Source organism: Rheinheimera hassiensis (assembly GCF_022436675.1).
Lineage (GTDB): Bacteria > Pseudomonadota > Gammaproteobacteria > Enterobacterales > Alteromonadaceae > Alishewanella > Alishewanella hassiensis.
In genome coordinates this window covers 42,997-65,397 of sequence record NZ_JAKUJZ010000007.1, presented here as the reverse complement: position 1 = coordinate 65,397, position 22,401 = coordinate 42,997, and the positions used below count along the sequence as shown (strand labels likewise).

General features: G+C 47.9%; 25 protein-coding genes. 18 read left to right on the top strand and 7 right to left on the bottom strand.

Annotated features, from left to right (window positions below; all coding sequences use genetic code 11):
- Window positions 1-283: 283 nt before the first annotated feature.
- From ccoN to ttcA, 11 genes are all read left to right on the top strand, one after another.
- The gene (ccoN, locus tag MJX74_RS15710) at window positions 284-1,711 is read left to right on the top strand and encodes a cytochrome-c oxidase, cbb3-type subunit I (RefSeq protein ID WP_240223878.1); all 1,428 of its coding nucleotides are present in this window, start codon (window positions 284-286) and stop codon (window positions 1,709-1,711) included.
- A gap of 10 nt (window positions 1,712-1,721) precedes the next feature.
- Window positions 1,722-2,333, top strand: coding sequence for a cytochrome-c oxidase, cbb3-type subunit II (gene ccoO, locus MJX74_RS15705; RefSeq protein WP_068231786.1), 612 nt, complete (start codon window positions 1,722-1,724; stop codon window positions 2,331-2,333).
- Window positions 2,334-2,338: 5 nt separating this feature from the next.
- Window positions 2,339-2,518: a cbb3-type cytochrome oxidase subunit 3 gene (locus MJX74_RS15700; RefSeq protein WP_068232105.1), complete on the top strand. Its 180-nt coding sequence runs from the start codon at window positions 2,339-2,341 to the stop codon at window positions 2,516-2,518.
- On the top strand, window positions 2,511-3,494 hold the full coding sequence (gene ccoP, locus MJX74_RS15695) for a cytochrome-c oxidase, cbb3-type subunit III (protein WP_068231783.1): 984 nt from the start codon (window positions 2,511-2,513) through the stop codon (window positions 3,492-3,494). Before MJX74_RS15700 ends, ccoP begins: the two co-directional genes overlap by 8 nt.
- A gap of 69 nt (window positions 3,495-3,563) precedes the next feature.
- Window positions 3,564-4,049: a FixH family protein gene (locus MJX74_RS15690; protein WP_240223877.1), complete on the top strand. Its 486-nt coding sequence runs from the start codon at window positions 3,564-3,566 to the stop codon at window positions 4,047-4,049.
- Window positions 4,050-4,061: 12 nt separating this feature from the next.
- Complete coding sequence (locus MJX74_RS15685; RefSeq protein ID WP_240223876.1) at window positions 4,062-6,440, top strand: heavy metal translocating P-type ATPase; 2,379 nt, start codon at window positions 4,062-4,064, stop codon at window positions 6,438-6,440.
- Window positions 6,440-6,619, top strand: a complete 180-nt coding sequence (gene ccoS / locus MJX74_RS15680) for a cbb3-type cytochrome oxidase assembly protein CcoS (RefSeq protein WP_068231773.1) — start codon at window positions 6,440-6,442, stop codon at window positions 6,617-6,619. Before MJX74_RS15685 ends, ccoS begins: the two co-directional genes overlap by 1 nt.
- Complete coding sequence (locus MJX74_RS15675) at window positions 6,616-7,290, top strand: sulfite exporter TauE/SafE family protein (protein WP_240223874.1); 675 nt, start codon at window positions 6,616-6,618, stop codon at window positions 7,288-7,290. Before ccoS ends, MJX74_RS15675 begins: the two co-directional genes overlap by 4 nt.
- Before the next feature lie 37 nt (window positions 7,291-7,327).
- Window positions 7,328-8,041, top strand: a complete 714-nt coding sequence (gene fnr / locus MJX74_RS15670) for a fumarate/nitrate reduction transcriptional regulator Fnr (protein WP_240223872.1) — start codon at window positions 7,328-7,330, stop codon at window positions 8,039-8,041.
- Window positions 8,042-8,139: 98 nt separating this feature from the next.
- Entirely contained in the window at window positions 8,140-9,072 is a 933-nt protein-coding gene (uspE, locus tag MJX74_RS15665; protein WP_240223870.1) for a universal stress protein UspE, read from the top strand.
- A gap of 81 nt (window positions 9,073-9,153) precedes the next feature.
- Entirely contained in the window at window positions 9,154-10,080 is a 927-nt protein-coding gene (ttcA, locus tag MJX74_RS15660; protein ID WP_240223868.1) for a tRNA 2-thiocytidine(32) synthetase TtcA, read from the top strand.
- A gap of 53 nt (window positions 10,081-10,133) precedes the next feature.
- Here the strand turns inward: ttcA and MJX74_RS15655 are convergent, their stop codons facing one another.
- A complete protein-coding gene (locus MJX74_RS15655; RefSeq protein WP_240223866.1) occupies window positions 10,134-10,784 on the bottom strand; it encodes a DUF2987 domain-containing protein in 651 nt (216 codons plus the stop codon).
- 1 nt (window position 10,785) lies between these two features.
- Entirely contained in the window at window positions 10,786-11,649 is an 864-nt protein-coding gene (locus tag MJX74_RS15650; RefSeq protein ID WP_240223864.1) for a glucosaminidase domain-containing protein, read from the bottom strand.
- A 243-nt stretch (window positions 11,650-11,892) separates the two neighbouring features.
- Between MJX74_RS15650 and MJX74_RS15645 the strand changes: the two genes are divergently transcribed.
- On the top strand, window positions 11,893-13,107 hold the full coding sequence (locus MJX74_RS15645; RefSeq protein WP_240223862.1) for a pyridoxal phosphate-dependent aminotransferase: 1,215 nt from the start codon (window positions 11,893-11,895) through the stop codon (window positions 13,105-13,107).
- Window positions 13,108-13,144: 37 nt separating this feature from the next.
- On the opposite strand, the gene MJX74_RS15640 is transcribed toward MJX74_RS15645, so the two are convergent.
- Window positions 13,145-13,708, bottom strand: coding sequence for a lipid-binding SYLF domain-containing protein (locus MJX74_RS15640; RefSeq protein WP_240223860.1), 564 nt, complete (start codon window positions 13,706-13,708; stop codon window positions 13,145-13,147).
- A 75-nt stretch (window positions 13,709-13,783) separates the two neighbouring features.
- Window positions 13,784-14,731, bottom strand: coding sequence for a cation diffusion facilitator family transporter (locus tag MJX74_RS15635; RefSeq protein ID WP_240223858.1), 948 nt, complete (start codon window positions 14,729-14,731; stop codon window positions 13,784-13,786).
- 164 nt (window positions 14,732-14,895) lie between these two features.
- On the opposite strand from MJX74_RS15635, the gene MJX74_RS15630 reads away from it, so the two are divergent.
- Entirely contained in the window at window positions 14,896-16,293 is a 1,398-nt protein-coding gene (locus MJX74_RS15630; protein WP_240223856.1) for an alanine/glycine:cation symporter family protein, read from the top strand.
- On the opposite strand, the gene MJX74_RS15625 is transcribed toward MJX74_RS15630, so the two are convergent.
- The gene (locus MJX74_RS15625; RefSeq protein WP_240223854.1) at window positions 16,290-16,589 is read right to left on the bottom strand and encodes a YebG family protein; all 300 of its coding nucleotides are present in this window, start codon (window positions 16,587-16,589) and stop codon (window positions 16,290-16,292) included. The two genes, MJX74_RS15630 and MJX74_RS15625, sit on opposite strands and share 4 nt — an antisense overlap.
- 221 nt (window positions 16,590-16,810) lie before the next feature.
- Here MJX74_RS15625 and MJX74_RS15620 point away from each other — a divergent pair, with 221 nt between their 5' ends.
- The 5 genes from MJX74_RS15620 (at window position 16,811) to MJX74_RS15600 (ending at window position 21,476) form a co-directional block, all read left to right on the top strand.
- Window positions 16,811-18,097: an anti-phage deoxyguanosine triphosphatase gene (locus tag MJX74_RS15620; protein ID WP_240223852.1), complete on the top strand. Its 1,287-nt coding sequence runs from the start codon at window positions 16,811-16,813 to the stop codon at window positions 18,095-18,097.
- A 26-nt stretch (window positions 18,098-18,123) separates the two neighbouring features.
- The gene (locus MJX74_RS15615) at window positions 18,124-19,167 is read left to right on the top strand and encodes a patatin-like phospholipase family protein (RefSeq protein WP_240223850.1); all 1,044 of its coding nucleotides are present in this window, start codon (window positions 18,124-18,126) and stop codon (window positions 19,165-19,167) included.
- A 122-nt stretch (window positions 19,168-19,289) separates the two neighbouring features.
- Window positions 19,290-19,901 (top strand): hypothetical protein, encoded by a 612-nt coding sequence (locus MJX74_RS15610; RefSeq protein ID WP_240223849.1) that lies wholly within the window; start codon window positions 19,290-19,292, stop codon window positions 19,899-19,901.
- 1 nt (window position 19,902) lies between these two features.
- Complete coding sequence (locus MJX74_RS15605) at window positions 19,903-21,000, top strand: rhomboid family intramembrane serine protease (RefSeq protein ID WP_240223847.1); 1,098 nt, start codon at window positions 19,903-19,905, stop codon at window positions 20,998-21,000.
- 83 nt (window positions 21,001-21,083) lie between these two features.
- On the top strand, window positions 21,084-21,476 hold the full coding sequence (locus tag MJX74_RS15600) for an MAPEG family protein (RefSeq protein WP_240223845.1): 393 nt from the start codon (window positions 21,084-21,086) through the stop codon (window positions 21,474-21,476).
- A 17-nt stretch (window positions 21,477-21,493) separates the two neighbouring features.
- Here MJX74_RS15600 and MJX74_RS15595 read toward each other — a convergent pair whose 3' ends face one another.
- Both MJX74_RS15595 and MJX74_RS15590 read right to left on the bottom strand, forming a co-directional pair.
- Window positions 21,494-21,775 (bottom strand): hypothetical protein, encoded by a 282-nt coding sequence (locus tag MJX74_RS15595; RefSeq protein WP_240223844.1) that lies wholly within the window; start codon window positions 21,773-21,775, stop codon window positions 21,494-21,496.
- Between the two features lie 229 nt (window positions 21,776-22,004).
- On the bottom strand, window positions 22,005-22,400 hold the full coding sequence (locus MJX74_RS15590) for a VOC family protein (RefSeq protein ID WP_240223843.1): 396 nt from the start codon (window positions 22,398-22,400) through the stop codon (window positions 22,005-22,007).
- Between the last annotated feature and the right edge of the window lies 1 nt (window position 22,401).

Below are 22,401 nucleotides of genomic sequence, written 5' to 3'. Positions count from 1 at the left end.
GCATAACTAACCAGATAAATGCTCAGAGTTGGCATATTGTACGCTGTTTTGGTGAAATGCCTCAAACAGCAGCTACACTTGGTTACTTAATGAGCAGCGACTTTGTTCTAAATCATAAAACGGGCTGCTTTACCTATCTTTTTTGGGGTAAAACCCTTAAGATGCAGCCCCAAATTGGTAGGGTTAAATATTGCAAATACTGGATGTTAACTCTGCCTATAACAAGAATGGCTGCGCAAACAGCCTGTATCAGTAACCAGTATAAACTGCAGCGGAACTCAACATGAGCCAGACAAAATCGTTAAATGTTGACTACAACTATAGCGTTGTCCGCCTCTTTGCCTTAACCACCGTTCTTTGGGGGATTGTAGGCATGGCGGTGGGCGTGTTAATTGCGGCGCAACTCTATTGGCCAGCATTAAACTTTGACACTCCTTGGTTGACTTATAGTCGTCTTCGTCCTTTACATACCAACGCGGTAATTTTCGCTTTTGGTACCAGCGCCCTGTTCGCTACCAGCTACTACATAGTACAGCGTACTTGTCAGGTGCGGTTATTTGCAGAAAAACTGGCCATGTTTACTTTCTGGGGTTGGCAGGCCGTTATTGTCTCGGCCATCGTTACCCTACCAATGGGCTTAACCAGCAGCAAAGAATATGCTGAGCTGGAATGGCCAATTGATATTCTGATCACCCTGGTGTGGGTATCTTACGCTATCGTGTTCTTCGGCACTTTAGTTAAGCGCAAAACCAGCCATATCTATGTCGCTAACTGGTTTTTAGGCGGCTTTATCCTTACGGTTGCCGCACTGCATATTGTAAACAGCATGGCCATGCCGGTAAGCGCGTTTAAATCTTACTCAATATATGCCGGTGCTGTGGATGCCATGATCCAGTGGTGGTACGGCCATAATGCGGTTGGCTTTCTGTTAACTGCTGGTTTCCTGGGTATGATGTACTACTTTGTACCTAAGCAGGCAGGTCGGCCGGTGTATTCATACCGCTTATCTATCGTGCATTTCTGGGCGCTGATTGCACTGTATATCTGGGCCGGCCCGCACCATTTACACTACACTGCCCTGCCCGACTGGACTCAGTCTTTGGGTATGGTGATGTCAGTTGTGTTATTTGTACCAAGCTGGGGCGGCATGATTAACGGTATTATGACGTTGTCAGGTGCCTGGCATAAGCTAAAAACCGACCCTATTCTGCGTTTCTTAATTGTTTCGCTGTCGTTCTATGGTATGTCTACCTTCGAAGGCCCGATGATGGCAATCAAATCAGTAAATGCACTGTCGCATTACACTGACTGGACTATCGGCCACGTGCACTCTGGTGCTTTAGGCTGGGTTGCGATGATTTCTATCGGCGCGATTTATCACCTGATCCCTGTGCTGTATAACCAGGGCCGCATGTACAGTATTTCGCTGATTAACACCCACTTCTGGCTACACACTATCGGTGTGGTGCTGTATATCGTGGCGATGTGGATCTCCGGTATTACCCAAGGCATGATGTGGCGTGCGGTTAACACTGACGGCACCCTGACTTACAGCTTTGTGCAAAGCTTAGAAGCGTCTAAACCTTTCTACCTGATGCGCTTTATCGGTGGTGTGTTTGTAGTAGCGGGTATGTTGCTGATGGCGTACAACGTTTATAAAACAGTACGCGCTAAAGATGAAACATTACAACCTGTGCCAGCGGCAGCGTAAGAGGTAAATCATGTCAAACAAGAATCATCATGACAAAATTGAAAGAAGTGTTGGCCTGTTAGCAATATTAACGATTGTTGCCATCAGTTTCGGCACTCTGGTACTGATTACACCGCTGTTTTTCCTGGACGAAACCACGCAACCGGTTGACGGTATGACACCTTACACTGCGCTGCAGCTGGAAGGCCGTGATATCTATGTCCGCGAAGGTTGCGTGGGTTGTCATAGCCAGATGATCCGGCCTTTTCGGGCAGAAGTTGAACGCTATGGCCACTACTCTGTTGCCGGTGAAAGCGTATGGGATCACCCGTTCCTGTGGGGTTCTAAACGTACCGGCCCTGATTTGGCCCGCGTAGGCGAGCGCTACAGTGACGACTGGCATCACGCCCATTTAATGGACCCACGCTCAGTGGTGCCTCAATCTAATATGCCAGCTTTTCCATGGTTAGATAAAAATGTGCTAGATGGTAAATATACAGCTAAAAAAATGCAGGTATTGCAGCGCTATGGTGTGCCATACAGCGATGAAGATATCGCCGGCGCAGCGGCTGCCGTGCAGGGTAAAACTGAAATGCAAGCGCTGATAGCTTATCTGCAGTCGCTTGGCACGCACCTGAAGTAATGCCAATGGAATACGCAACGATACACAGTATTTTTACCGTCATTTTGTTTGTCGCCTTTATTGCATTCGTGATCTGGGCATACAGCAAGAAACGCAAAACTGATTTTGATCAGGCTGCCAATCTGGTGTTTGAAGACGAACAAAAAGCACAACAAAAAACCAAACAGGAGTCGGATCATGAGTAGCTTTTGGAGTGCTTGGATCATAGTGTTAACCCTTCCGGTGCTGATCGGCTGTGCGATACTGCTGACCTGGAACCTGAAAAATTATGTCGGTGTACCTGAAGACGAAACCACCGGCCATGAAGTAGACGGTATTGAAGAAATAAACAACCCGTTACCGCGCTGGTGGACTTATATGTTCATTCTGACGCTGGTATGGTCAGTGTTTTATCTGGCAGCGTATCCGGGTCTGGGTAACTGGAAAGGCTTTTTAGGCTGGACCAGCTCAAACCAGGGTATTAAATCACTGGAAGAGTCGCAATTAGCTGTAACAAAAGCAGTAGAAGAAGGCCGTAACGTTGAGCTGGACCGCGAAATGGTGCGGGCTGACGAAGTTTATGGTCCGGTATTCCAGCAGTTTGCCAAACGTGATGTGTTAGATCTGGCCTACGATGATGACGCTATCAAAATCGGCCAGCGGTTATTTTTGCAAAACTGTTCATTGTGTCACGGCTCTGACGCCCGCGGCCAGCACGGCTTCCCTAACCTGACTGACAACGACTGGTTATACGGCGGCACCCCGGACAAAATCAAAGAAACCCTGCTCCATGGCCGTAAAGCGGCAATGCCAGGCTGGTTTGATGCGTTGGGCGAGCAAGGCATTAAAGAAATGACAGCTTATGTGCTTAGCTTGTCAGGCCGTTCGGTAAATGAACGTGACGCTGAAGCCGGTAAAACTAAATTTGCCTTGTGTGCTGCCTGTCATGGCCCGGATGGTAAAGGTAGTCTGGCGCACAATCTGCCATTCGGTGCGCCTAACCTGACAGACAATATCTGGTTGTACGGCGGATCAGCCCGAGCGGTAGAAGAGACGCTGACTAAAGGTCGCAATGGTGTGATGCCAGCCTTTAAGCAAACTTTAGGCGAAGATAAAGTACATATTCTTACTGCCTACGTCTACCGTTTAGCTCATCCGGAAAAACCTGCAGAGCAGCAATAAGCTTGTTTCGCTGTTCTGTACTTATAAGCCCCGTTTCGGGGCTTATTGTTATTAGCATTAAGGAAAGTTATGCAGCAAGATACAAAACCCTGGTATAAGCAGCTGTGGCCGTGGATTTTAATTGCTATTCCTGTTGCCACAGCGTTAAAAGCTGTGCATACGGTATATATAATGCAGCAGCATACCCCTGATCTGGTGGTAGACGACTACTACAAAGAAGGCCGGGCTATTAATATGCAACTGGCAAAATACCGTGAGGCAGCGCTGCGTAACCTTGATGCAAAAGTATTAATTGCCGGCGATACGGCTGTAGTGCATTTTGCTGAAAACACCGTGCTGGACGGCGCGATACATTTAGACTTTTACCACCCTACTCTGGCCGAACGTGATTTTGCGCTAGATGCCGAGCGTAGCGGTGAGCTGGTTTATATTGCCAAATTACCTGTTACACCAACCGGAAAGTGGCAATTGGTGGTGTCTGATGCATCCAAAGACTGGAAGCTGCGGGCTACACTTGAGCTGCCTGCGGAAACTGAAATTAAGCTTGGTTACTGACAGGGCGAATAAGTGAGCGCAGTCTATTGCTTTCATTGCCATGAACCTGTGCCATCTGGCACCTCATTTCAACTTGAGTTTGATGCTAAGCAGCGCCAATTTTGCTGTGCCGGCTGCCTGGCTGTCGCCGATACTATTATTAGCAGCAATTTAGCCGACTATTATCGCTTTCGTACCGAGCCTGCCAGCCGGGCTAATGCAATACCTAAAGAGCTTGCAGCTGAGCTTAGCAGCTTTGACGCACCACAGGTATTGGAAGATATCAGCACCCGGCAAGGCGAGCTGACAGAACTGGAGCTGTCAATCAGCGGCATGAGCTGTGCCGCCTGTGCCTGGTTAATTGAAAAACAGCTGCGCCAGTTGCCGGCCGTACATCAGGTTAATGTCAATTCCACCACCCAGCGCTGCCATCTGCTGTGGCGCGCTGATGCCACACCACTTAGCGGTATTTTGAAGAGCCTCGCCGGTATTGGCTATCAGGCCAGCCCTTTTATTGCGGATCAGGAAGAGCAGGTATTTAAGCTTGAACTTAGCCGCTATCTGAAACGGCTGGCTGTATCGGGCATTATGACCATGCAGGTAATGATGCTGGCTGTAGCCCTGTATTTTGGCGAATATACCGGCATAGACGCGTCGCATCAGGGATATATGCGCTGGATAAGCCTGCTGCTAACCCTGCCGGTGGTGCTTTATGCTGCCCTACCCTTTGTCAGTAGCGCCTGGCGCAGTGTAAAAGCCCGGCAAATGAATATGGATGTGCCGGTTAGCCTGGCTATTTACTACACCTTTTTCGCTTCCGCATACGCCACAGCATTTAACACCGGCGAAGTGTATTTTGAATCGGTCTGTATGTTTACCTTTTTGCTGCAGCTGGGTAAGTTTTTTGAATACCGCGCCCGCTCACGCGCGCGCGATGCTACCAGCAACTTGCTGAAAATAATGCCGGTAACCGCTACGCTGTTAAAAGACGGCGAACAGCACGCCGTATCAGCCAGACGATTGCAAAGCGGTGACTGCATTCTGATTAAACCGGGCGAAACAATAGCTGCAGATGGTCAGATTATCAGCGGCCAAAGCTCTGCTGATGAATCGATGCTTACCGGCGAATATGCGCCGGTAAGTAAAAACATCGGCAGTCTGGTGATGGCAGGCAGCATCAACCATGACGGCCTGTTGCAGGTTAATGTCAGTAAACCGTTGGCATCATCGCGGCTGGGGCAGATTATTGCGCTGCAACAACGCACATTAAGCCAAAAACCTGCTGTACTGCAGCGCACCGACCGGCTGGCTAAATACTTTGTTGAGCGCCTGCTTATTATTGCCGCCGCTACTTTTGTGCTGTGGTACTTCTGGCTTGATGCCGATCGCGCGTTCTGGGTAACACTGTCAGTGCTGGTAGCAACCTGCCCCTGCGCGCTAAGTCTGGCCACACCTACGGCCATTACTTGCGCCTTAGCAAGGCTGAACCGTAACGGCATTTTGATCAAAAACGCTCAGGTACTGGATGTACTGCCCGAGCTGACACATATTGTTTTTGACAAAACCGGCACCCTGACTGAAGGCCGGTTTTCGATATCGGATATTACGCTGTTTAGCAGCGATTACAGCGAAGCGCAGGCACTAAACCTGATAGCAAACCTCGAAGCCTACTCTGAACACCCTATTGGCCGGGCTTTTGCTGATAAACTCACAACCAAACTGCCACTTGAACAGGTTAATATTGTGGTTGGCAGCGGTATCAGTGCTCAGTTTAATAGCATGCAAATTAAAGTGGGCAGTGCAGCATTTTGTGCCGTAACACCGCAGGCTAAAGCTATGGTGTATCTGTGTGTAGATAACCAACTTATTGCCGCAGTCAGCTTACATGATGCTGTGCGTCAGGAAGCGCCGGCACTGGTAAGCCAGTTGCAACAACAAGGCTACAAGCTGCTGATGCTAACCGGCGACAGTTCAGAGCAGGCTGACAAATTGCAGCAACAGCTTGGTTTTGATCAGATGGTTAAAGGCTGCTCTCCCGAGCAAAAAGTGGCTGAAATAACAGCATTGGTTAGCGCCGGGCATAAAGTATTAATGCTCGGTGATGGCATAAATGACAGCCCGAGCTTTCATGCTGCCCATGTGTCTGTGGCCATGCAGTCGGGTACAGATTTATCAAAAAATCAGGCTGATGTGGTATTGTTGCAGCACGATATCGGCTTAATTGCCACCTTGCTACAGGGCAGCAAAGCAGCGCAGCGTGGTATCAGGCAAAACCTGGCCTGGTCAGTTGGTTACAACCTGATCATTATTCCACTAGCCGTTGCCGGTTTTGTTTCACCTTATATTGCTGTTATCGGTATGTCGTTCAGCTCATTGCTGGTGGTATCAAATTCATTAAGGCTGCTTAAATAATGAGTGTTATTTACGTACTAATCCCGATTGCTATTTTGTTTGTATTAATTGGCCTGGCAGTGTTTTTCTGGGCAGTTCGCAGCAAACAGTTTGAAGATTTGGATAAAGAAGGTTTCAGCATACTGTTTGATGAAAAAACAGCCGCCAATAAAGATAAACAAGACCCTCCTGCCCCATGAACAACGATCTGCTCGCCGCATTATTAATAGGCTTTTTGGGTAGCGGCCATTGCCTGGTAATGTGCGGCGGCATTGTCGGTGCCTTGCAACTGGCGATGCCAGCACAAAGCACGACTAAAAAATTATTACTGCAACTGACATTAAGCGCGGGCCGGCTAACAACCTATGCCGTGTTTGGCGCTATTGTCGGCTATGCGGGTGTCAGTGCGATGCAACTGGCGGGTGCTTCAATGCTGTGGTTGCGCTTAGTAGCCGGCATTCTACTGATTATTATGGCGCTGTATATCAGCCGGTTGTGGTTTGGTTTACTGCTGCTGGAAAAAGCCGGCCAGACACTATGGTACTATGTACAGCCGGTGTCGCGGCGCTTCTTGCCATTAGACTCATTAACCAAAGCTTATGCTTATGGCCTGTGCTGGGGGGCATTACCTTGCGGTCTGGTGTACAGTGCTTTAGGCTGGAGCCTGGCCAGTGGCAGCACTTCTGCCGGTGCAGCCTTAATGCTGGCATTTGGCCTGGGCACTTTACCGGCAATCTTATTGACTGGCAGCGCCGCACAATTAATGAGCAAGCTAAAAAGCCATAACGCAGTACGTTATGCTGCCGCTGCCATGTTGGCTATTTACGGCGGTTATACAATTTGGCTTGCTATAAAACGTATGGTTTTTTAAGCTGTCGCTATTATTTATAAAAGGCAAGGATACCGCTATGCAACGCTCTGCAATTAACTGTCAGGACTGTGGTTTCAGCCAGCTATGTTTACCCTTTAGTTTGAACGAAAACGAGCTAACCCGGCTGGATGACATTATTCAGCGTAAAAAACCGATGCATAAAGGTGATATGCTGTTTGAAGCTGGCCAGGCACAAAAATGCCTGTATGCCATTCGTACCGGTTCGTTTAAAACCTTTACCCTGACGGATCAGGGCGAGCAGCAAATTACCGGTTTTCATCTGCCCGGCGATATTGTCGGCTTTGATGCTTTAAGCAAGCAGATGCATCCCAGCTATGCGGAAACACTGGAAACCGCTATGGTATGCGAAATTCCGCTGCCAAACCTGGAAACCTTACTCGATCAATTGCCGCGCTTACGCCAGCAAATAATGCGCCTGATGAGTGAAGATATTCAAGCTGATCAGCAAATGATGCTGTTGTTAAACCGCAAAACTGCAGAGCAAAAGCTGGCAACCTTTTTATCTCAGCTGGGCCAACGTTATGCCAGCCGTGGTTTTTCAGCCGATGAGTTTCGTTTAACCATGACACGCAGCGACATTGGCAATTATCTGGGGCTGACAGTAGAAACCATTAGCCGCTTACTGAGCAAGCTGGACAAAGAGCAGTTAATTCAGGTAGACGGCAAACTGATTAGTCTTAAAGACCAACACGCCTTATCCAAACTGGCCGCCCTTACGGCGCATTGCTGAAATACACCGTGTTTAACTTGCGCCAGCGCAAGTTAAACACGGGCAAACAGTGCTAATTTGACTACACTTAAAGGCGAAGTCTCAACGTGGAGCAGTTTATGTCAGCTTACAATAATGTGTTGGTTGTACTGGACCCCAGTGTAGAACAACAGAAAGCCCTTAACCGGGCCATAGAGCTAACCCGGTTACAAGGTGGCAAACTTACCGCCTTTTTATCGGTATACGACTTTTCCTACGAAATGACCACTATGCTGTCCGGCGAAGAACGCGAGTCTATGCGCCAGGCCGTTATTAAAGATCGCGAGCTGTGGATCAGCGAACTGACAGAGCGCCACCGTGCCGCCGGGTTAAATATCGTTATTAAAGTGGTGTGGCACAGCCGCCCTTTTGAAGCCATTGTGCATGCCGTACTGGAAGATAACTACGATCTGGTTATTAAAGGCACCCATGATCATGACGTACTTAAATCTATGATTTTCACCCCCACCGACTGGCATGTACTGCGTAAATGCCCCTGCCCGGTGCTGATGGTTAAAGATCATGACTGGCCGCAAGGCGGTAATATTATTGCGGCGGTAAATGCCGGCAGTGAGCAGGAGCATCATTTATCGCTAAATCAGCGGGTAATCGCCAAAGCACGGCAGATGGCAACAATGCTTAACGCCAGCACCCATCTGGTTAATGCCTTTCCGGGCACGCCGGTAAATATCGCGATAGAAATTCCCGAGTTTAATCCGCAGGAATATAACAGCACAATGAAACACCATCATGCTGATGCAGTAGCCACCCTGGCCAAACAGTTTGATATCGACAGCCAGCACTGTCATGTGCTCGAAGGTATGCCTGAAGATGTGTTACCGCAAATAGCCACTAAACTGGACGCCGAAATGGTGGTAATTGGTACTATCGGCCGCACCGGCCTGTCGGCAGCCATTATTGGTAATACTGCAGAGCACGTTATAGATCGGCTGGATTGTGACGTACTGGCGGTAAAACCTGCCAACTTTGTTTGCCCGTTGCAGAAAGACTGAGTTTTATCCTGCAGCACAGCTTTGGTATTGGCGCACCTTTGGCTATAATGTGCGCCATTTTTGTTTCTGGTAGTAGTGTTTATGACTCACGCAGCGCAAGCTAAAGCTCAATATAATCTGAATAAACTGCATAAACGCCTGCGTCGTGGTGTTGGTCAGGCCATCGCTGATTTCAATATGATTGAAGAAGGCGACAAAATCATGGTGTGTTTGTCCGGCGGCAAGGATTCATACACCTTGCTGGATATTCTGCTGAACCTGCAACAATCTGCCCCAATCAACTTCTCTTTGGTTGCGGTTAATCTGGATCAAAAACAGCCAGGCTTTCCGGCAGATGTGTTACCGGCATATCTGAGCGGCATTGGTGTTGATTATAAAATAGTCACTGAAGATACCTACTCTATTGTTAAAGACAAAATTCCTGAGGGTAAAACTACCTGCTCGCTGTGCTCCCGCCTGCGCCGTGGCATTTTGTACCGTACCGCCAAAGAACTGGGTGCAACCAAAATAGCATTGGGGCACCACCGCGATGATATGCTCGAAACCCTGTTTCTAAATATGTTTTATGGCGGCAAGATGAAGTCTATGCCTGCCAAACTGGTTAGTGACAATGGCGAGCATATCGTGATCCGGCCGCTGGCATACTGCAAAGAGAAAGACATTGAAAAATACTCAGTAGCGCGCCAGTTTCCGATTATCCCGTGTAATTTGTGTGGCTCTCAGGATGGCCTGCAGCGTCAGGTAGTGAAAGAAATGCTGCAAGACTGGGACAAACGCTTTCCGGGGCGGATTGAAACCATGTTTCAGGCCATGCAGAACATCGTACCCTCACATATGGTTGACAAAAACCTGTTCGATTTTGCCGGCCTGAGCAAAAATACTGAATTACCAGAACGTGATACGGCGTTTGATAAACCCACTATACCAGCCATTCCCGTCGGGCTGATTAATGACGACGAAGACGAGCAACACAGCGATAACAGTGTTCAGGTTATCGCGTTAAGTTAATCATGCCACAGCTTAGTTTACCTCAGCGCTGCTATTAATCAGTAGCGCTGCTGTTAATCGGTAGCGCTGCTATTGATCAGTGGTAACAGGTAACTGGGGCGCTGGCTAAACTGCCAATGGCTGTTTTCTGGTAATTTAGTGTTGAGGTGAATAAGACAGCGTTTTGCCTGACACTGGGTTGCTGCAGCAGTAGCAGCATCTAACTGCGGCATTACCACGTCATCAGCAAATTCAACAATCACGCCACTCACTTCCGGTAACCAGTATTTGCTTAACCCGGCCATATCATCCAGCAGCACATCAAACTGGCTGCGGTAGTGCTGTAATTGCGGCAAAGTTAAGTCATTTGCCAGCCGCATGCGTGAACGCAAACGAAATTGCACCTGGCAGGGCTCAGCGTTATCGGCCTGTAACACCTCAAGTATGGCATTGCTGTCTTTTAACGCTTCATCGTACGGCAAACTGATTTCACCATTACCGGCAATATCCAGCGTTATATCATGCAAGTCACTTTTCAGGCCCAGGCTGTAGTATTTACACGCCTGGCCGCTGCGCTCGCCTGTCAGGGCAAATGCCAGCGTAATGTCGCTATATTCAGGCTGTTGCAGCTTTTTCATCCGGTTGTAAAAACCGTTGTAGCTTAGCAATAAGTCGGCAGATGCCGGGGCACAAAGCACCAGCAACAATGGCAACATGTTACGCATATTATTCTTCCAGTAGTTTGCGGTTAAAGCGGATCATGCCGCTGATTTCAGCAATATATTCTTCTCCGCGCTCTGAGTACGCGCCAAGGCCGGCGGCGAGAGTTTCACCGCGAACCGGTTTACCTTCCCGGCGCAAACGGGCTCGGATAGCGCGCAATGGCTCGTAGGTATGAAAAGCGTTTAAGTTGTAAAAATAGCTATTAATACTTGCCGCCGGGCTGTCAAACCTGGCCACTTCATGGGTTTGTCCTTCCAGCCGAGACTGCGGAATAAGGCCACACCCCTCGCGAAAACACCACTGACCAAAAAAGTTATAGCCTTCTACAGCAAAACGGCTGGTACCCCAGGCTGACTCGTTTGCCGCCTGCATTAATACCAGGCTCTCGGGGATCACATCTACCCGCCTTAGTAACTCTTCAAGCATATTTTCATCGGTTTCTGCGACCTCCATTCTGAACTCATCATACAAGCTGTATAAAAAAGCGTATTCTTCTACAGACATTCGCAGATGTTTTTGCTTTTTATCCTGAATTTCCAGTAATTGCTGGCGTAGCGCGCGTAAACGGGCATTTTCACGTTTAACATAGGGGCGTAAGTAGTTAAAAAAACTGCGTTTTTTTTCAGTAGTGTCATTAATCAGATTAAAATCAGGCAGCCTTTTAAAGGCAGGTAACGGCTGGGTATAAGCCAGACGCTGCAGCACATTTTTTTGATCGGCCCGGTTTAGTGCCGTAATACGGCTGGGCTTTTGCCACTCTTCCAATGAATCCAGCTGTTTTACCGGTTCAAGCTCAGTAAAAGGGCTTAAAACGGCCACAAAAACTAACAGCCAAAAAACTGAAATAATGATTTTTTTCAATAACATCTATCACCTGTAGGTTACTCTTCCTGCATAGCACCTTTGCTATGGCAGCAACCGGTTTGCTACAACAAGACGGCGACATTTTACCTGTACACCGCGCTTTATACGATTAAAAACTTAAAGCGGTTAATTTTTTTCTGTAAACGCCGCTGTAGCCATTGCAAAGTGGCGATAGTTATGTAAAAACAGTGTTCCACAGCAATTTAGCTGTCTGGACGGATAAAACGGAGACATCAGGTCGTTGTTATGAAACCCATTGAGCGCTCATCAAAGTTAGACGGAGTCTGTTACGATATCCGTGGTCCTATCGCACAGGAAGCCAAACGCATGGAAGAGGAAGGCCATCGCATCCTCAAACTCAACATAGGTAACCCTGCGCCTTTTGGTTTTGAAGCACCGGACGAAATTCTCAAGCATGTTATTCATAACCTGCCCACAGCACAGGGCTATTCTGATTCGCAAGGCATTTACCCTGCCCGGGTGGCGGTAGCACAGTATTATCAGCAGCGCGGCATTCTGGGCGCAGATGCCGATGACGTATATATTGGCAATGGTGTGTCCGAGCTGATTTTAATGTCGTTGCAGGCATTGCTAAATAACGGTGATGAAGTGCTGGTACCCTCGCCCGATTATCCGTTGTGGACAGCCGCAGTTAACCTGGCTGGTGGCAAGGCACTGCATTACCGCTGTGACGAGCAGCAAGACTGGTATCCTGATCTGGCCGATATTAAAGAAAAAATCAGCAAAAAAACCAAGGCCATTGTACTGATAAACCCGAATAACCCAACCGGCGCCGTATACGATAAAACCTTTTTGCTGGAGCTGCTGAAAATAGCCCGCGAGCACCGATTGGTGGTACTTAGCGACGAAATATACGATAAAGTGCTGTACGACGGTACAGAGCATGTCAGTACAGCGTCGCTGGCCGACGACTTAGTTATGCTGACCTTTGGCGGTTTATCTAAAAATTACCGTATTGCCGGTTTTCGTGTAGGCTGGCTGTTTATCTCCGGCGCCAAACATTTAGCCCGCTATTATATTGAGGGGCTGAACATTCTGGCGTCAATGCGGTTATGTGCCAACGTGCCCTGCCAGCATGCTGTGCAAACTGCCCTTGGTGGATACCAGAGTATTAATCAGTTGGTAGTGCCTGGCGGCCGTTTATATGAACAGATGGATCTGGCACATAAGCTGGTAACACAAATTGACGGTATCAGCTGCGTGCGGCCCAAAGGCGCAATGTATTTATTCCCGAGAATTGACCGTAAAAAATTTCGTATTAAAGATGACGAGTTATTTGTGCTGGATTTTTTACGCCAGCATAAAGTGTTGCTGGTACATGGCAGAGCCTTTAACTGGCCAGAGCCGGATCACTTTCGCATTGTGTTTTTGCCGCATAAAGAGCAACTGGAAGCTGCCATTGGCAAATTAGCCCAGTTTTTACCAGGCTACAGCCAGTAACATTAAAAAGGCAGCACAAGCTGCCTTTTTAATCTGGTTAGTTAAGGTCTTTATCAACCCAGAACTTGGTGCCTTTTAACGTTGCCTGCAAGGCTAAACCTGCTTCAGTAAACTGATAAATAGTGACATCATCCACACTGGCTTCAGCGCCTACAGCCCCGCCTTTATCACCGGCTTTTGCTGCAGCATCAGCCTGAGCACCAAAAGCCCAGCCCTGTTCAATAAAACGTTGCATCGCCTCAGCAGTATGAAACACCATTACTAAGCGAAAATCTTTTACTCCGGCACCTAAACCCACTCCCACTTCACCCATTTTCATATAAGTGTCGGTGCCGCTACGGTTATCACGCACTACACCATAACCACCACCAAAGCTGGCAAGAATGACATTGATATTGGCGTTACTGAAGGTGGCATAGCCGGGAGCACTTTGTAATTCAGCTCTGGCACTGGCTTTTTGCCGGTATAACTCGGTAAGCACGTCGCTGCGCATCTGGGTTATGGCATTTTTTTGCTCTGTTGCACTGGCATTTACGCCACCGGCGCAGCCTTGCAACATAAGTACCGTGCCTAATACTGCCGCTGTAATATATTTCCACATAGCTTGTTGCTCCTGTCAGAAGTTCAGGCTGAGTGTAGCCTGCTATGCTGAAGTTTCACTTAACAGCCTCACGCCCTATGCATCTCGGCAGATTTCCCCGCTTAGTTCAAACTCTACGGTAGTGTGGCCTAAATTATACGGAGCCAGGAGCTCGGCAATACGCTGCTTATAGTGTAACTGTTTGGCCAGGGCAGCATCAGCGCTAAGTTCTACATGCATTGTCAGCACGTGTTGCTCACCATCGAGTGACCATAAATGTAAATGGTGTACCTCTTTTACAAACTCCAGCGCATTTAGCTCTGTCGTAATTTGCTGCTGCAACGCGGGATCAGGGCTAACCTGTAAAAACAGGGCCAGTGTTTGTTTCAGACTTTTAATAACATTAAACAGAATAAACAGGGTGAAACCGATACAAAGCACCGGATCAAGCCAGGCCCAGCCGGTAAAGTACATTAGAATGGCGCCCAGCAATACCGCAACCCAGCCCAGCACATCTTCCAACAGGTGCCAACTGAGTACCTTTTCATTTTGCGTTTTGCCACGGCGTAAGCGTAATACGGCAGCACCATTTACAGCTATGCCGAAAATAGCCAGTACAAACATGCCGCCTGTATGCGGCAATTGCGGTTGCCACAACCGTGGAATAGCCTCAGACAACACCCAGCCCGAGCCAATTAACAAAATAAGGCCGCTGATCAGCGCACTTAACAGCGACCAACGCCGGTAACCATAGCTGTATTTTTGTGTGGGCTGTCGGGTCGCAATTTTGCTGGCGAACCAGGCAAAACCTATTGCCAGGCTGTCTCCCAGGTCATGAATAGCGTCGGCAATAATGGCAACACTGTTAGTGAGTATGCCGCCGACAATTTCAATTAAAGCAAAACCAAAATTCAGCCAGAAAGCCAGCGCAATATTACTGCTTTCACTATGATGGGCGTGCTGATGTCCATGTTGATGGCCCAAATGGTGCCCATGCTGATGGCCATGGTTTTTATGCGAAGTATGCTGGTGTTGCTCTGACATAAGGTTTAACCAGGTAAATATAAATGGCATGAGCACTGAGCATAAGAGTAATTAACCGCCGACACAATCATTGCCGATCGCTTTTAGACAAACGCTTGTTTATGCACTAATAACACAGTAATCTTGCAGCAATAATTAGCCATCCATACCGCTGAAGTTAATAAATGAATAGCGATTTTTCCTTCCAGCAGGCATTTGAAAGCCTGACAACCCAGCTTGCCGCCATCGTATTTTATGCCTTTGATATCAATGGTGTCAGTATACCTATGGTACTGATCTGGCTAGTGAGCGGTGCGCTGGTATTTACCTGTTACCTTGGTTTTATTAATGTTCGCGGTTTTGGCCATGCAATCAGTTTGCTGAAAAACAACAACCGCACTGGTGCCAATGGTGAAATCACGCCGTTTCAGGCCCTGAGCACGGCACTTTCCGGCACAGTGGGTACCGGTAATATTGCCGGTGTTGCTGTTGCAATCAGCCTGGGGGGCCCGGGAGCAACGTTCTGGATGATAGCGGCAGGCCTGCTTGGCATGTCCACCAAGTTTGTAGAATGTACGCTGGCGGTAAAGTACCGGCAAATTAATGCGGACGGCAGCGTGTCTGGCGGGCCGATGTATTACATTAAAGCCGCACTGGACAAATTTAACCTGCCAGTGCTGGGTAGCATACTGGCAATGGCGTTTTCGGTATTTGTGATCTTTGGCTCAGCTGGTTTTGTGCACGTAAACCAGGGGTTTGTGCAGGTAAAAACCGTAACCGGTTTTGACAACGCCTGGCTGTTCGGCGCCATTTATGCCTTTTTAGTGGGTGCAGTAATTATTGGCGGATTAAAAAGTATTGCCCGTGTTACCAGTAAACTGGTGCCACTGATGTGTGGCATTTACCTGTTAGCGTCAGTGTTGGTTATGCTTACCCACGCCAGTGCTATTCCATCAGCGCTATGGCTGATAGTACAAGGTGCCTTTACACCGGAAGCAGGCTACGGCGGTTTTATTGGTGTGCTGATCCAGGGGTTTCGCCGCGCGGCTTACTCGAACGAGGCAGGTATTGGCTCTTCACCTATCGCCCATGCCGCCGCCCAAACGAAAGAGCCGGTAAGCCAGGGATTTATTGGTTTACTGGAGCCCTTTATAGATACGGTGGTTATTTGCACCATTACAGCACTGGTGATTATTCTTACCGGTGCTTATCAAACTCCGGGGCTGGACGGTGTGCAAATTACCTCAGGTGCCTTTGCCTCGGTATTTAGCTGGTTCCCCTGGGTACTAATGGTTGCATTGCTGTTATTTGGTTTTTCTACCGTTATCAGCTGGTCTTACTATGGCATGACCGGCTGGCGCTATCTGGTGGGCCAGGATAAACGCCTGACACAACTGTATAAGGTATTGTTTTGTTTTGTTGTATCTATGGGAGCCGTACCGGATGTAATGGCGGTATTCGACTTTATCGATTCAATGATTTTCTTAATGGCCGTACCCAATATCCTCGCGCTGTACTTACTGTTACCTGAAGTAAAGGCCGATCTTAAAACCTATTGGCAACAACAACAGCAGGCCCGTTAAGCGGCCTGCTCTACTGCAGCAATTTTTGCTTTAGTGGTTTTTTCGTTTTTATCTGCTTTAGCTGCAGGCTTTTTGGCGCCCAGTGCCACCAGCAAGTCGTCTTTCTGCTGCGCCATATACAGTGCCAGCGCTTCAGTCTGCTGCTCATCAGTGACTAAACCGCTGCCAGCTAAAAAGCGGGCCAGTTCGTCAGCAGTATCCAGCATTTTGTCATAAGCGTCAGCTTCTGCTTTAGACGTAAAAGTCATTTTTTCTGCTCCGTTACGTTCTACTACATACTTAACAATTACAGCCATGGCATTTCCCCCCAATTAAATTACTGTTATTTTATACAGTATAAATTTTTACTTGTCGAATGCTTTTTTGCAGATAAATCCGCCAATGACACTGTAGCCGGGCTCGAAGTTTAACCACAGTTGGCGTACTATAGCGCATCAGATATGCTCAGCACCATGCCTGCTGTTTTGCACTTTAGCTATTTGAATTAGAAAGAGTTGTTGAATTAACAAGGAATACTATGCCTCACCCTCTTTGGTCAGAGCGCCGCTCTGGCATTAGCAACAGCAGGCCCGGCGATCAGCGTACCCCCTGGCAGCGCGACCGCGCCCGTATTCTGCACTCGGCAGCGTTTCGCCGCCTGCAATCAAAAACCCAAATTCTGGGTATTGGCCAAAACGACTTTTACCGCACCCGCCTGACACATTCACTGGAGGCTGCGCAAATTGGTACCGGCCTGGTTAGCCAACTGCGCAGCAAAGTAGAGGCGGCACAATTAGCATTTCTGCCAGAAGACAGTTTGATGGAAGCCTTATGTCTGGCACATGATATTGGCCACCCGCCTTTTGGCCATGGCGGCGAAACCGCCCTGAATTATAAAATGCTTCACGCCGGCGGTTTTGAGGGTAACGGCCAGACGCTGCGGATAGTCGCCAAACTGGAACCTTATACGCTGCAGCACGGCATGGATTTATCCCGCCGTACCCTGCTGGGGTTATTAAAATACCCGGTATTACAACCCGATTTACGCCATGAAACGATAGCCGCCACTAACCCGCTTAACTTAACGCCATGGAAACCGGCAAAAGCTATTTTTGCTGCCGATGCAGATATTCTTACCTGGATACTGGCGCCGTTAAGCGAAGCTGACCGCAGCTTGTTTCAAAGCACCGACACGCTGGATACATCACCTTATCTGAAATCACGCTATAAATCGCTGGATGCGTCAATTATGGAGCTGGCAGACGATATCGCTTATGGTGTACATGATTTAGAAGATGCCATAGTGCTTGGCAACATTAGCCAGACACAATGGCAGCAACATACCCAGGCAAACTGGGATGCACTGCCCGGCGAGCTACAGCAACTGATGCAACAAATCAGCGCCGCGCTGTTTTGCCACCAGCATCACCTGCGTAAAGACGCGATAGGCTCGCTGGTAAACCTGCTGATCAGCTCCGTTACGCTGTATGAAGCCTTGCCGCAGGCACAAGAGCCTCTCATCCGCTATAACGCAGCATTAGCTGCTGCACCACAGGCAATTTTGCATTGTTTAAAACAGGTGGTATATCGCTGTGTGATCTCAAAACCGGAGATCCAGCAATCGCGTTTTCGCTGTCAGAATATGCTGATGGCCCTGTTTGATGCGTTCAGCTCAGATCCGTCACGACTGCTGCCGGCCAATACCCAGCAACGCTGGTCAGATGCCCCCGACGAGTTGAAAACCCGGGTGATATGCGATTATATCTCCGGCATGACTGATGATTACGCCGAGCATATGTACCGTCGGCTGTATGCGACCGTTTAACCGTTAAGTAACAGGTATCTACCGCTTTGAGTAAAACAGCACTACGTATACTGGCCGGGCCAACAGCCTTTGCCCATATTCAGCAACATGGCCTGCAACAGGCTGATTTCAGCGTTATGGTAGGTGCCAGCGGCGGCCCCAAGTGGTTTTGTTTATTTGGTTTGGATCAATACCTGTTTGGTGAGTTTTTTGCCGGTCGCAGCACGCCGCAGCATATTCTGGGTAGCTCAGCCGGAGCATGGCGCTTTGCCTGCTTTGCTCAGGCTGATCCGGTGGCGGCTTCACAGCGTTTTTGCCATGCCTACTGCCATATTACTTACCCCAAAACGGCCGATACCCGGCTGATAACCGAAATCTCGGCGCGTATTATTGATGATGTCTTTCCAACCGAGCAGCATTTGCAACAGGTGATAGATAACCCCTTGATTAAGCTTAATTTGGTTGTGGCTAAAGCGCGCCGCTTGTCTGCAGCACGCAGCAAACTGCTGCAAGCCGGTGGTTTAACACTGGCTGCCGGCGCCAACCTGCTTAACCGTAAACATCTACAGTATTTTTTCCAGCGCGTGCTGTTTCACGCCCCCGGTGAGCCATCGCCGTTTCATTATGCCGGCCTGCTACCCACCCAGCATACTGAACTCAGTACCGCTAACTTACGCCAGGCCGTACTGGCCAGTGGTTCTATTCCGCTGGTATTAAACCCGGTAGAAGACATTGCCGGTGCAGGCGTTGGCCGATATTACGACGGGGGCGTAACCGATTACCATTTTGACCTGCCCTTTACCGATAACGGCCTGGTGTTGTATCCGCATTTTTACCCGAGCCTTACCCCGGGCTGGTTTGATAAGGCGCTAAAATGGCGTAAAACCAATCCGGCTTATTTACATAATGTGGTGTTGCTTTGCCCCTCTGATAGCTGGGTAAAATCATTACCCTTTGGCAAAATACCCGACCGCAAGGATTTTAAACTGCCCGACGATATCAGGATCCCCTACTGGCAGCAGGTGATCGAACGTTCGCATGAGCTGGCTAACGCCTTAAAACAAGATGACTTTACCCTTGAACCGCTTTGAGTTTTACATTTTTGCGCAAAAAACAAGCACTCAAACGTACCTGATACCCAACCAGCTGTAATCACAACCGGGTTTCGGGTTACACTTGCGTCACTTTTTATTCACCACAACAAGGACGTGTTATGCCCGCCCGCGATCCACTAACCAATACCGTACATATCAATGAAACCACACAGCATCAGAAGACTAAAAAAGCTATACCGCTGGAGCAAGGCGAAATATCCAATCTGAGTTTCTGGGTAAGCCAGATTTCAATGATTATTGCTACTGTGCTGGGTGTTTATCTGGCAGCACAGCAAGGTTTACAACAAGCTGTATTGTTTGAACAAATTCAAAGCGATAAGAATAACTATTATTTACGTAAGTCATTACAGCAAGAGCTCAGTGACAATCTGGTGCTGATTCAAGACTTTACCGAGCAAATCAAAGGTGTAGGCGCGCACAATGTTAAACGCCATGCCATCGTGCTGGATACCTTTGTTTGGGAGAGCATGAAATTTTCCCCCGCTACATTAGAAACCCCTCCGGCATTGTTAAGTGAAAGCCGTAAGTTCTATCGCGAAGTTAATGACATTCATAATAAAATTCTAAGTAGCTTTTACAGTATTCCATACGGCTCTAAGTTGTTGCTGGCACAAGTGGAGCATATGAAAACCGTGGTTCTGCCGATGTTTGAAGCAGATACCGGTCAGCTAAAACAAACGCTGGCCCAGCAGGATGTTGAGGTAGAATAATATGACCAAGCCCCAATTATATTGCCCGTGTTGCCAGGATCAGACCCTGCAAACCATCGAGTTGCATGGCCAGCAGGTTGATCGTTGCCAGCGTTGTAATGGCCTCTGGTTTGACGACAGAGAATTAAGCGACGCTATAGCACACAGCAGTGAATTAACTGATCCCTACTGCATAAAACAAAGTTTTGGTGAAAAGCTGGAGCAACATCAATACCACTGTCATCGCTGCAATCAGAGCATGCAACAGTTTCACCTGCTAAAAGACTATCAGGTTACCGTAGATAAATGCGGGCGCTGTAAAGGTATTTGGGTAGACGGTGATGAGGCAGAGCAAGTGTTGGCGGCACCGAAATTACAGGCAGCGTTAGCCCAGTTGAATCAAAAAGTATGTGCCAAAAGCTGGCTGTTTCAATTTTTTACCCAGATGCCTAAAGAGTACAATATTAAGCCGCACCGCACGCCCGTGATGACATGGGCACTGCTGGCACTGAATATTCTAATCTTTGTATTATATGGTTTTAGCGACACCAGCACAGAGTGGGTATTTATCCATTTCGCGCTGGATTCCATTTCGATACTGGATGGCCAGCAATGGTGGACCCTGCTCAGCTACCAGTTTTTGCACGGTGGCTTACTGCACCTGGTTGGCAATATGTATTTTCTGTGGATTATCGGCGACAACCTGGAAGATGCATTGGGGCCATGGAAGTTTCTTGCTGTTTATTTACTCTGCGGTGTCGTTGCCGCATTAGTAGAAATGCTGATGTGCTACCTGGTCGATCGCGACTTATTAATGGTAGGTGCCAGTGGTGCCGTTGCCGGCCTTTTCGGTATGTATTTGCTGTGGTTCCGCCATGCCAGCCTGACATTTATGTTTATTGTCTGGCAGAAAAAGCTTAACCCGGCCTGGTATTTTGCTATCTGGGCCGCACTTAATATCTTTGGTCTGCTATCAGAAGACTTAAGCGTGGCATACTGGGCGCACTTAGGCGGCCTGGCAGCCGGCATAGTGGTTGGCGTTATGCTAAAACAAAAAGTACTGGCGCAAAACCCGCTATTGCAACTGTTGCAACGGCCTGAAGCCAGAATACTGCGCTGAAGTTAAAGTAAGCAAGGCAGCCAACTGGCTGCCTTTTGTTAATCCGTTTTCTTCCTGCACTGCATCAATCAAGGGGGTTAGTTATGCTCGATTCATTATTGCTCAGCCTGTTTATTACCATGTTACTGCCCTATCTGGCTAAAGCGCCACTGGCCTTTGCTATGCAAAAATCCGGTGGCTACGATAACAGCAACCCCAGAGCGCAGCAGGCGGCATTAAAAGGCTTTGGCCAGCGCGCCAACGCCGCGCATTACAATAGCTTTGAAGCCCTGGCTATTTACGCTGCGGCTATCATTATAGTAGTAGCCACCGGCACCGCCGATAGCACCACCGTAACGTTAGGCTGGTTATTTGTTGCAAGCCGGGTGGCCTACTTAGTTTGCTACTGGCTGGACTACGCCACCCTCAGATCAACCGTATGGGCTATCGGTATGATACTGGCGTTTAGCATCGCCGGACGGGCGGTGTTGGTGTAATAAACACTACCTTACATTTAAAGAGTTTTAATTCCATCTCGAATATAAGTTAGTAAAATTTCTTTTTGTAAAACAGTTGCTTTCATAGATGGTAAAACCTGCGAAAGATCTACATCTTTATTCAAAAGATAATGATCTATGTGAACTCCTATTAATTGTAATTTCTTCAAGTCATATAGCTTAGAAAGCTTATATAAATGTTTATCAGTCCAAATAAAATCTGCACTGATTTTTTCAAATTGATAAGGGTAAAGTATTAGCGACAGAGCGCTTGCATCTGTTTTTGTTATATTATTCATTACTCAAAATCATCCCAATCATAGGGGATTTCATCACCAGGCTACCAATTATCCATTTATGAAGCAGCAATCATTATAGCGCTTGCCGCCGGCAGGGCCTGTACACCATATTAACATTGGACTTACTGGACTACACCACCATATCATGAAATATGGCAACCGATATGGTGCCAGCATTCAGCATGCCGAACGGGCCGCTGGGGATTTGAAGATTAAATAATCAACAACACTAAAATCGTTTGTAAAAGTCCCATTTTTGCGGATTGATATCTCCGGAGTGTTGGAAGTTATCACTTGTCACTTCGAACACATTTCCAAAAGGGTCCCTTACCCGCATAAAATATCCGCCGGGATACTCCGCAAAAAGGATTACATTAGCACCTTTACTCACAATGCTGTCACAGTAAAAAACCAAATCATCCTTAAAATAAAACCTGAATAAAGGGAAATGGCCATCATTGCTTAACTCTGCTTCGTCTACCCGTTGAGCCAGCAGCCTCATATCAAGTGATTCTGAAGGTACTATATAGCAGTCGTCTTGGATGTCAAAACCAATAATTTTACTGTAAAAAAAGTCAGCTTCGTCAAGGTTTGAAACTGGCAAAAGCACGCAATTATAATCCATG

Coding starts and splice junctions, on each gene's coding strand:
- ccoN (WP_240223878.1), top strand. CDS start 284: ATGAGCCAGACAAAATCGTTAAATGTTGACTACAACTATAGCGTTGTC.
- ccoO (WP_068231786.1), top strand. CDS start 1,722: ATGTCAAACAAGAATCATCATGACAAAATTGAAAGAAGTGTTGGCCTG.
- MJX74_RS15700 (WP_068232105.1), top strand. CDS start 2,339: ATGGAATACGCAACGATACACAGTATTTTTACCGTCATTTTGTTTGTC.
- ccoP (WP_068231783.1), top strand. CDS start 2,511: ATGAGTAGCTTTTGGAGTGCTTGGATCATAGTGTTAACCCTTCCGGTG.
- MJX74_RS15690 (WP_240223877.1), top strand. CDS start 3,564: ATGCAGCAAGATACAAAACCCTGGTATAAGCAGCTGTGGCCGTGGATT.
- ccoS (WP_068231773.1), top strand. CDS start 6,440: ATGAGTGTTATTTACGTACTAATCCCGATTGCTATTTTGTTTGTATTA.
- MJX74_RS15675 (WP_240223874.1), top strand. CDS start 6,616: ATGAACAACGATCTGCTCGCCGCATTATTAATAGGCTTTTTGGGTAGC.
- fnr (WP_240223872.1), top strand. CDS start 7,328: ATGCAACGCTCTGCAATTAACTGTCAGGACTGTGGTTTCAGCCAGCTA.
- uspE (WP_240223870.1), top strand. CDS start 8,140: ATGTCAGCTTACAATAATGTGTTGGTTGTACTGGACCCCAGTGTAGAA.
- ttcA (WP_240223868.1), top strand. CDS start 9,154: ATGACTCACGCAGCGCAAGCTAAAGCTCAATATAATCTGAATAAACTG.
- MJX74_RS15655 (WP_240223866.1), bottom strand. CDS start 10,784: ATGCGTAACATGTTGCCATTGTTGCTGGTGCTTTGTGCCCCGGCATCT.
- MJX74_RS15650 (WP_240223864.1), bottom strand. CDS start 11,649: ATGTTATTGAAAAAAATCATTATTTCAGTTTTTTGGCTGTTAGTTTTT.
- MJX74_RS15645 (WP_240223862.1), top strand. CDS start 11,893: ATGAAACCCATTGAGCGCTCATCAAAGTTAGACGGAGTCTGTTACGAT.
- MJX74_RS15640 (WP_240223860.1), bottom strand. CDS start 13,708: ATGTGGAAATATATTACAGCGGCAGTATTAGGCACGGTACTTATGTTG.
- MJX74_RS15635 (WP_240223858.1), bottom strand. CDS start 14,731: ATGTCAGAGCAACACCAGCATACTTCGCATAAAAACCATGGCCATCAG.
- MJX74_RS15630 (WP_240223856.1), top strand. CDS start 14,896: ATGAATAGCGATTTTTCCTTCCAGCAGGCATTTGAAAGCCTGACAACC.
- MJX74_RS15625 (WP_240223854.1), bottom strand. CDS start 16,589: ATGGCTGTAATTGTTAAGTATGTAGTAGAACGTAACGGAGCAGAAAAA.
- MJX74_RS15620 (WP_240223852.1), top strand. CDS start 16,811: ATGCCTCACCCTCTTTGGTCAGAGCGCCGCTCTGGCATTAGCAACAGC.
- MJX74_RS15610 (WP_240223849.1), top strand. CDS start 19,290: ATGCCCGCCCGCGATCCACTAACCAATACCGTACATATCAATGAAACC.
- MJX74_RS15605 (WP_240223847.1), top strand. CDS start 19,903: ATGACCAAGCCCCAATTATATTGCCCGTGTTGCCAGGATCAGACCCTG.
- MJX74_RS15600 (WP_240223845.1), top strand. CDS start 21,084: ATGCTCGATTCATTATTGCTCAGCCTGTTTATTACCATGTTACTGCCC.
- MJX74_RS15595 (WP_240223844.1), bottom strand. CDS start 21,775: ATGAATAATATAACAAAAACAGATGCAAGCGCTCTGTCGCTAATACTT.
- MJX74_RS15590 (WP_240223843.1), bottom strand. CDS start 22,400: ATGGATTATAATTGCGTGCTTTTGCCAGTTTCAAACCTTGACGAAGCT.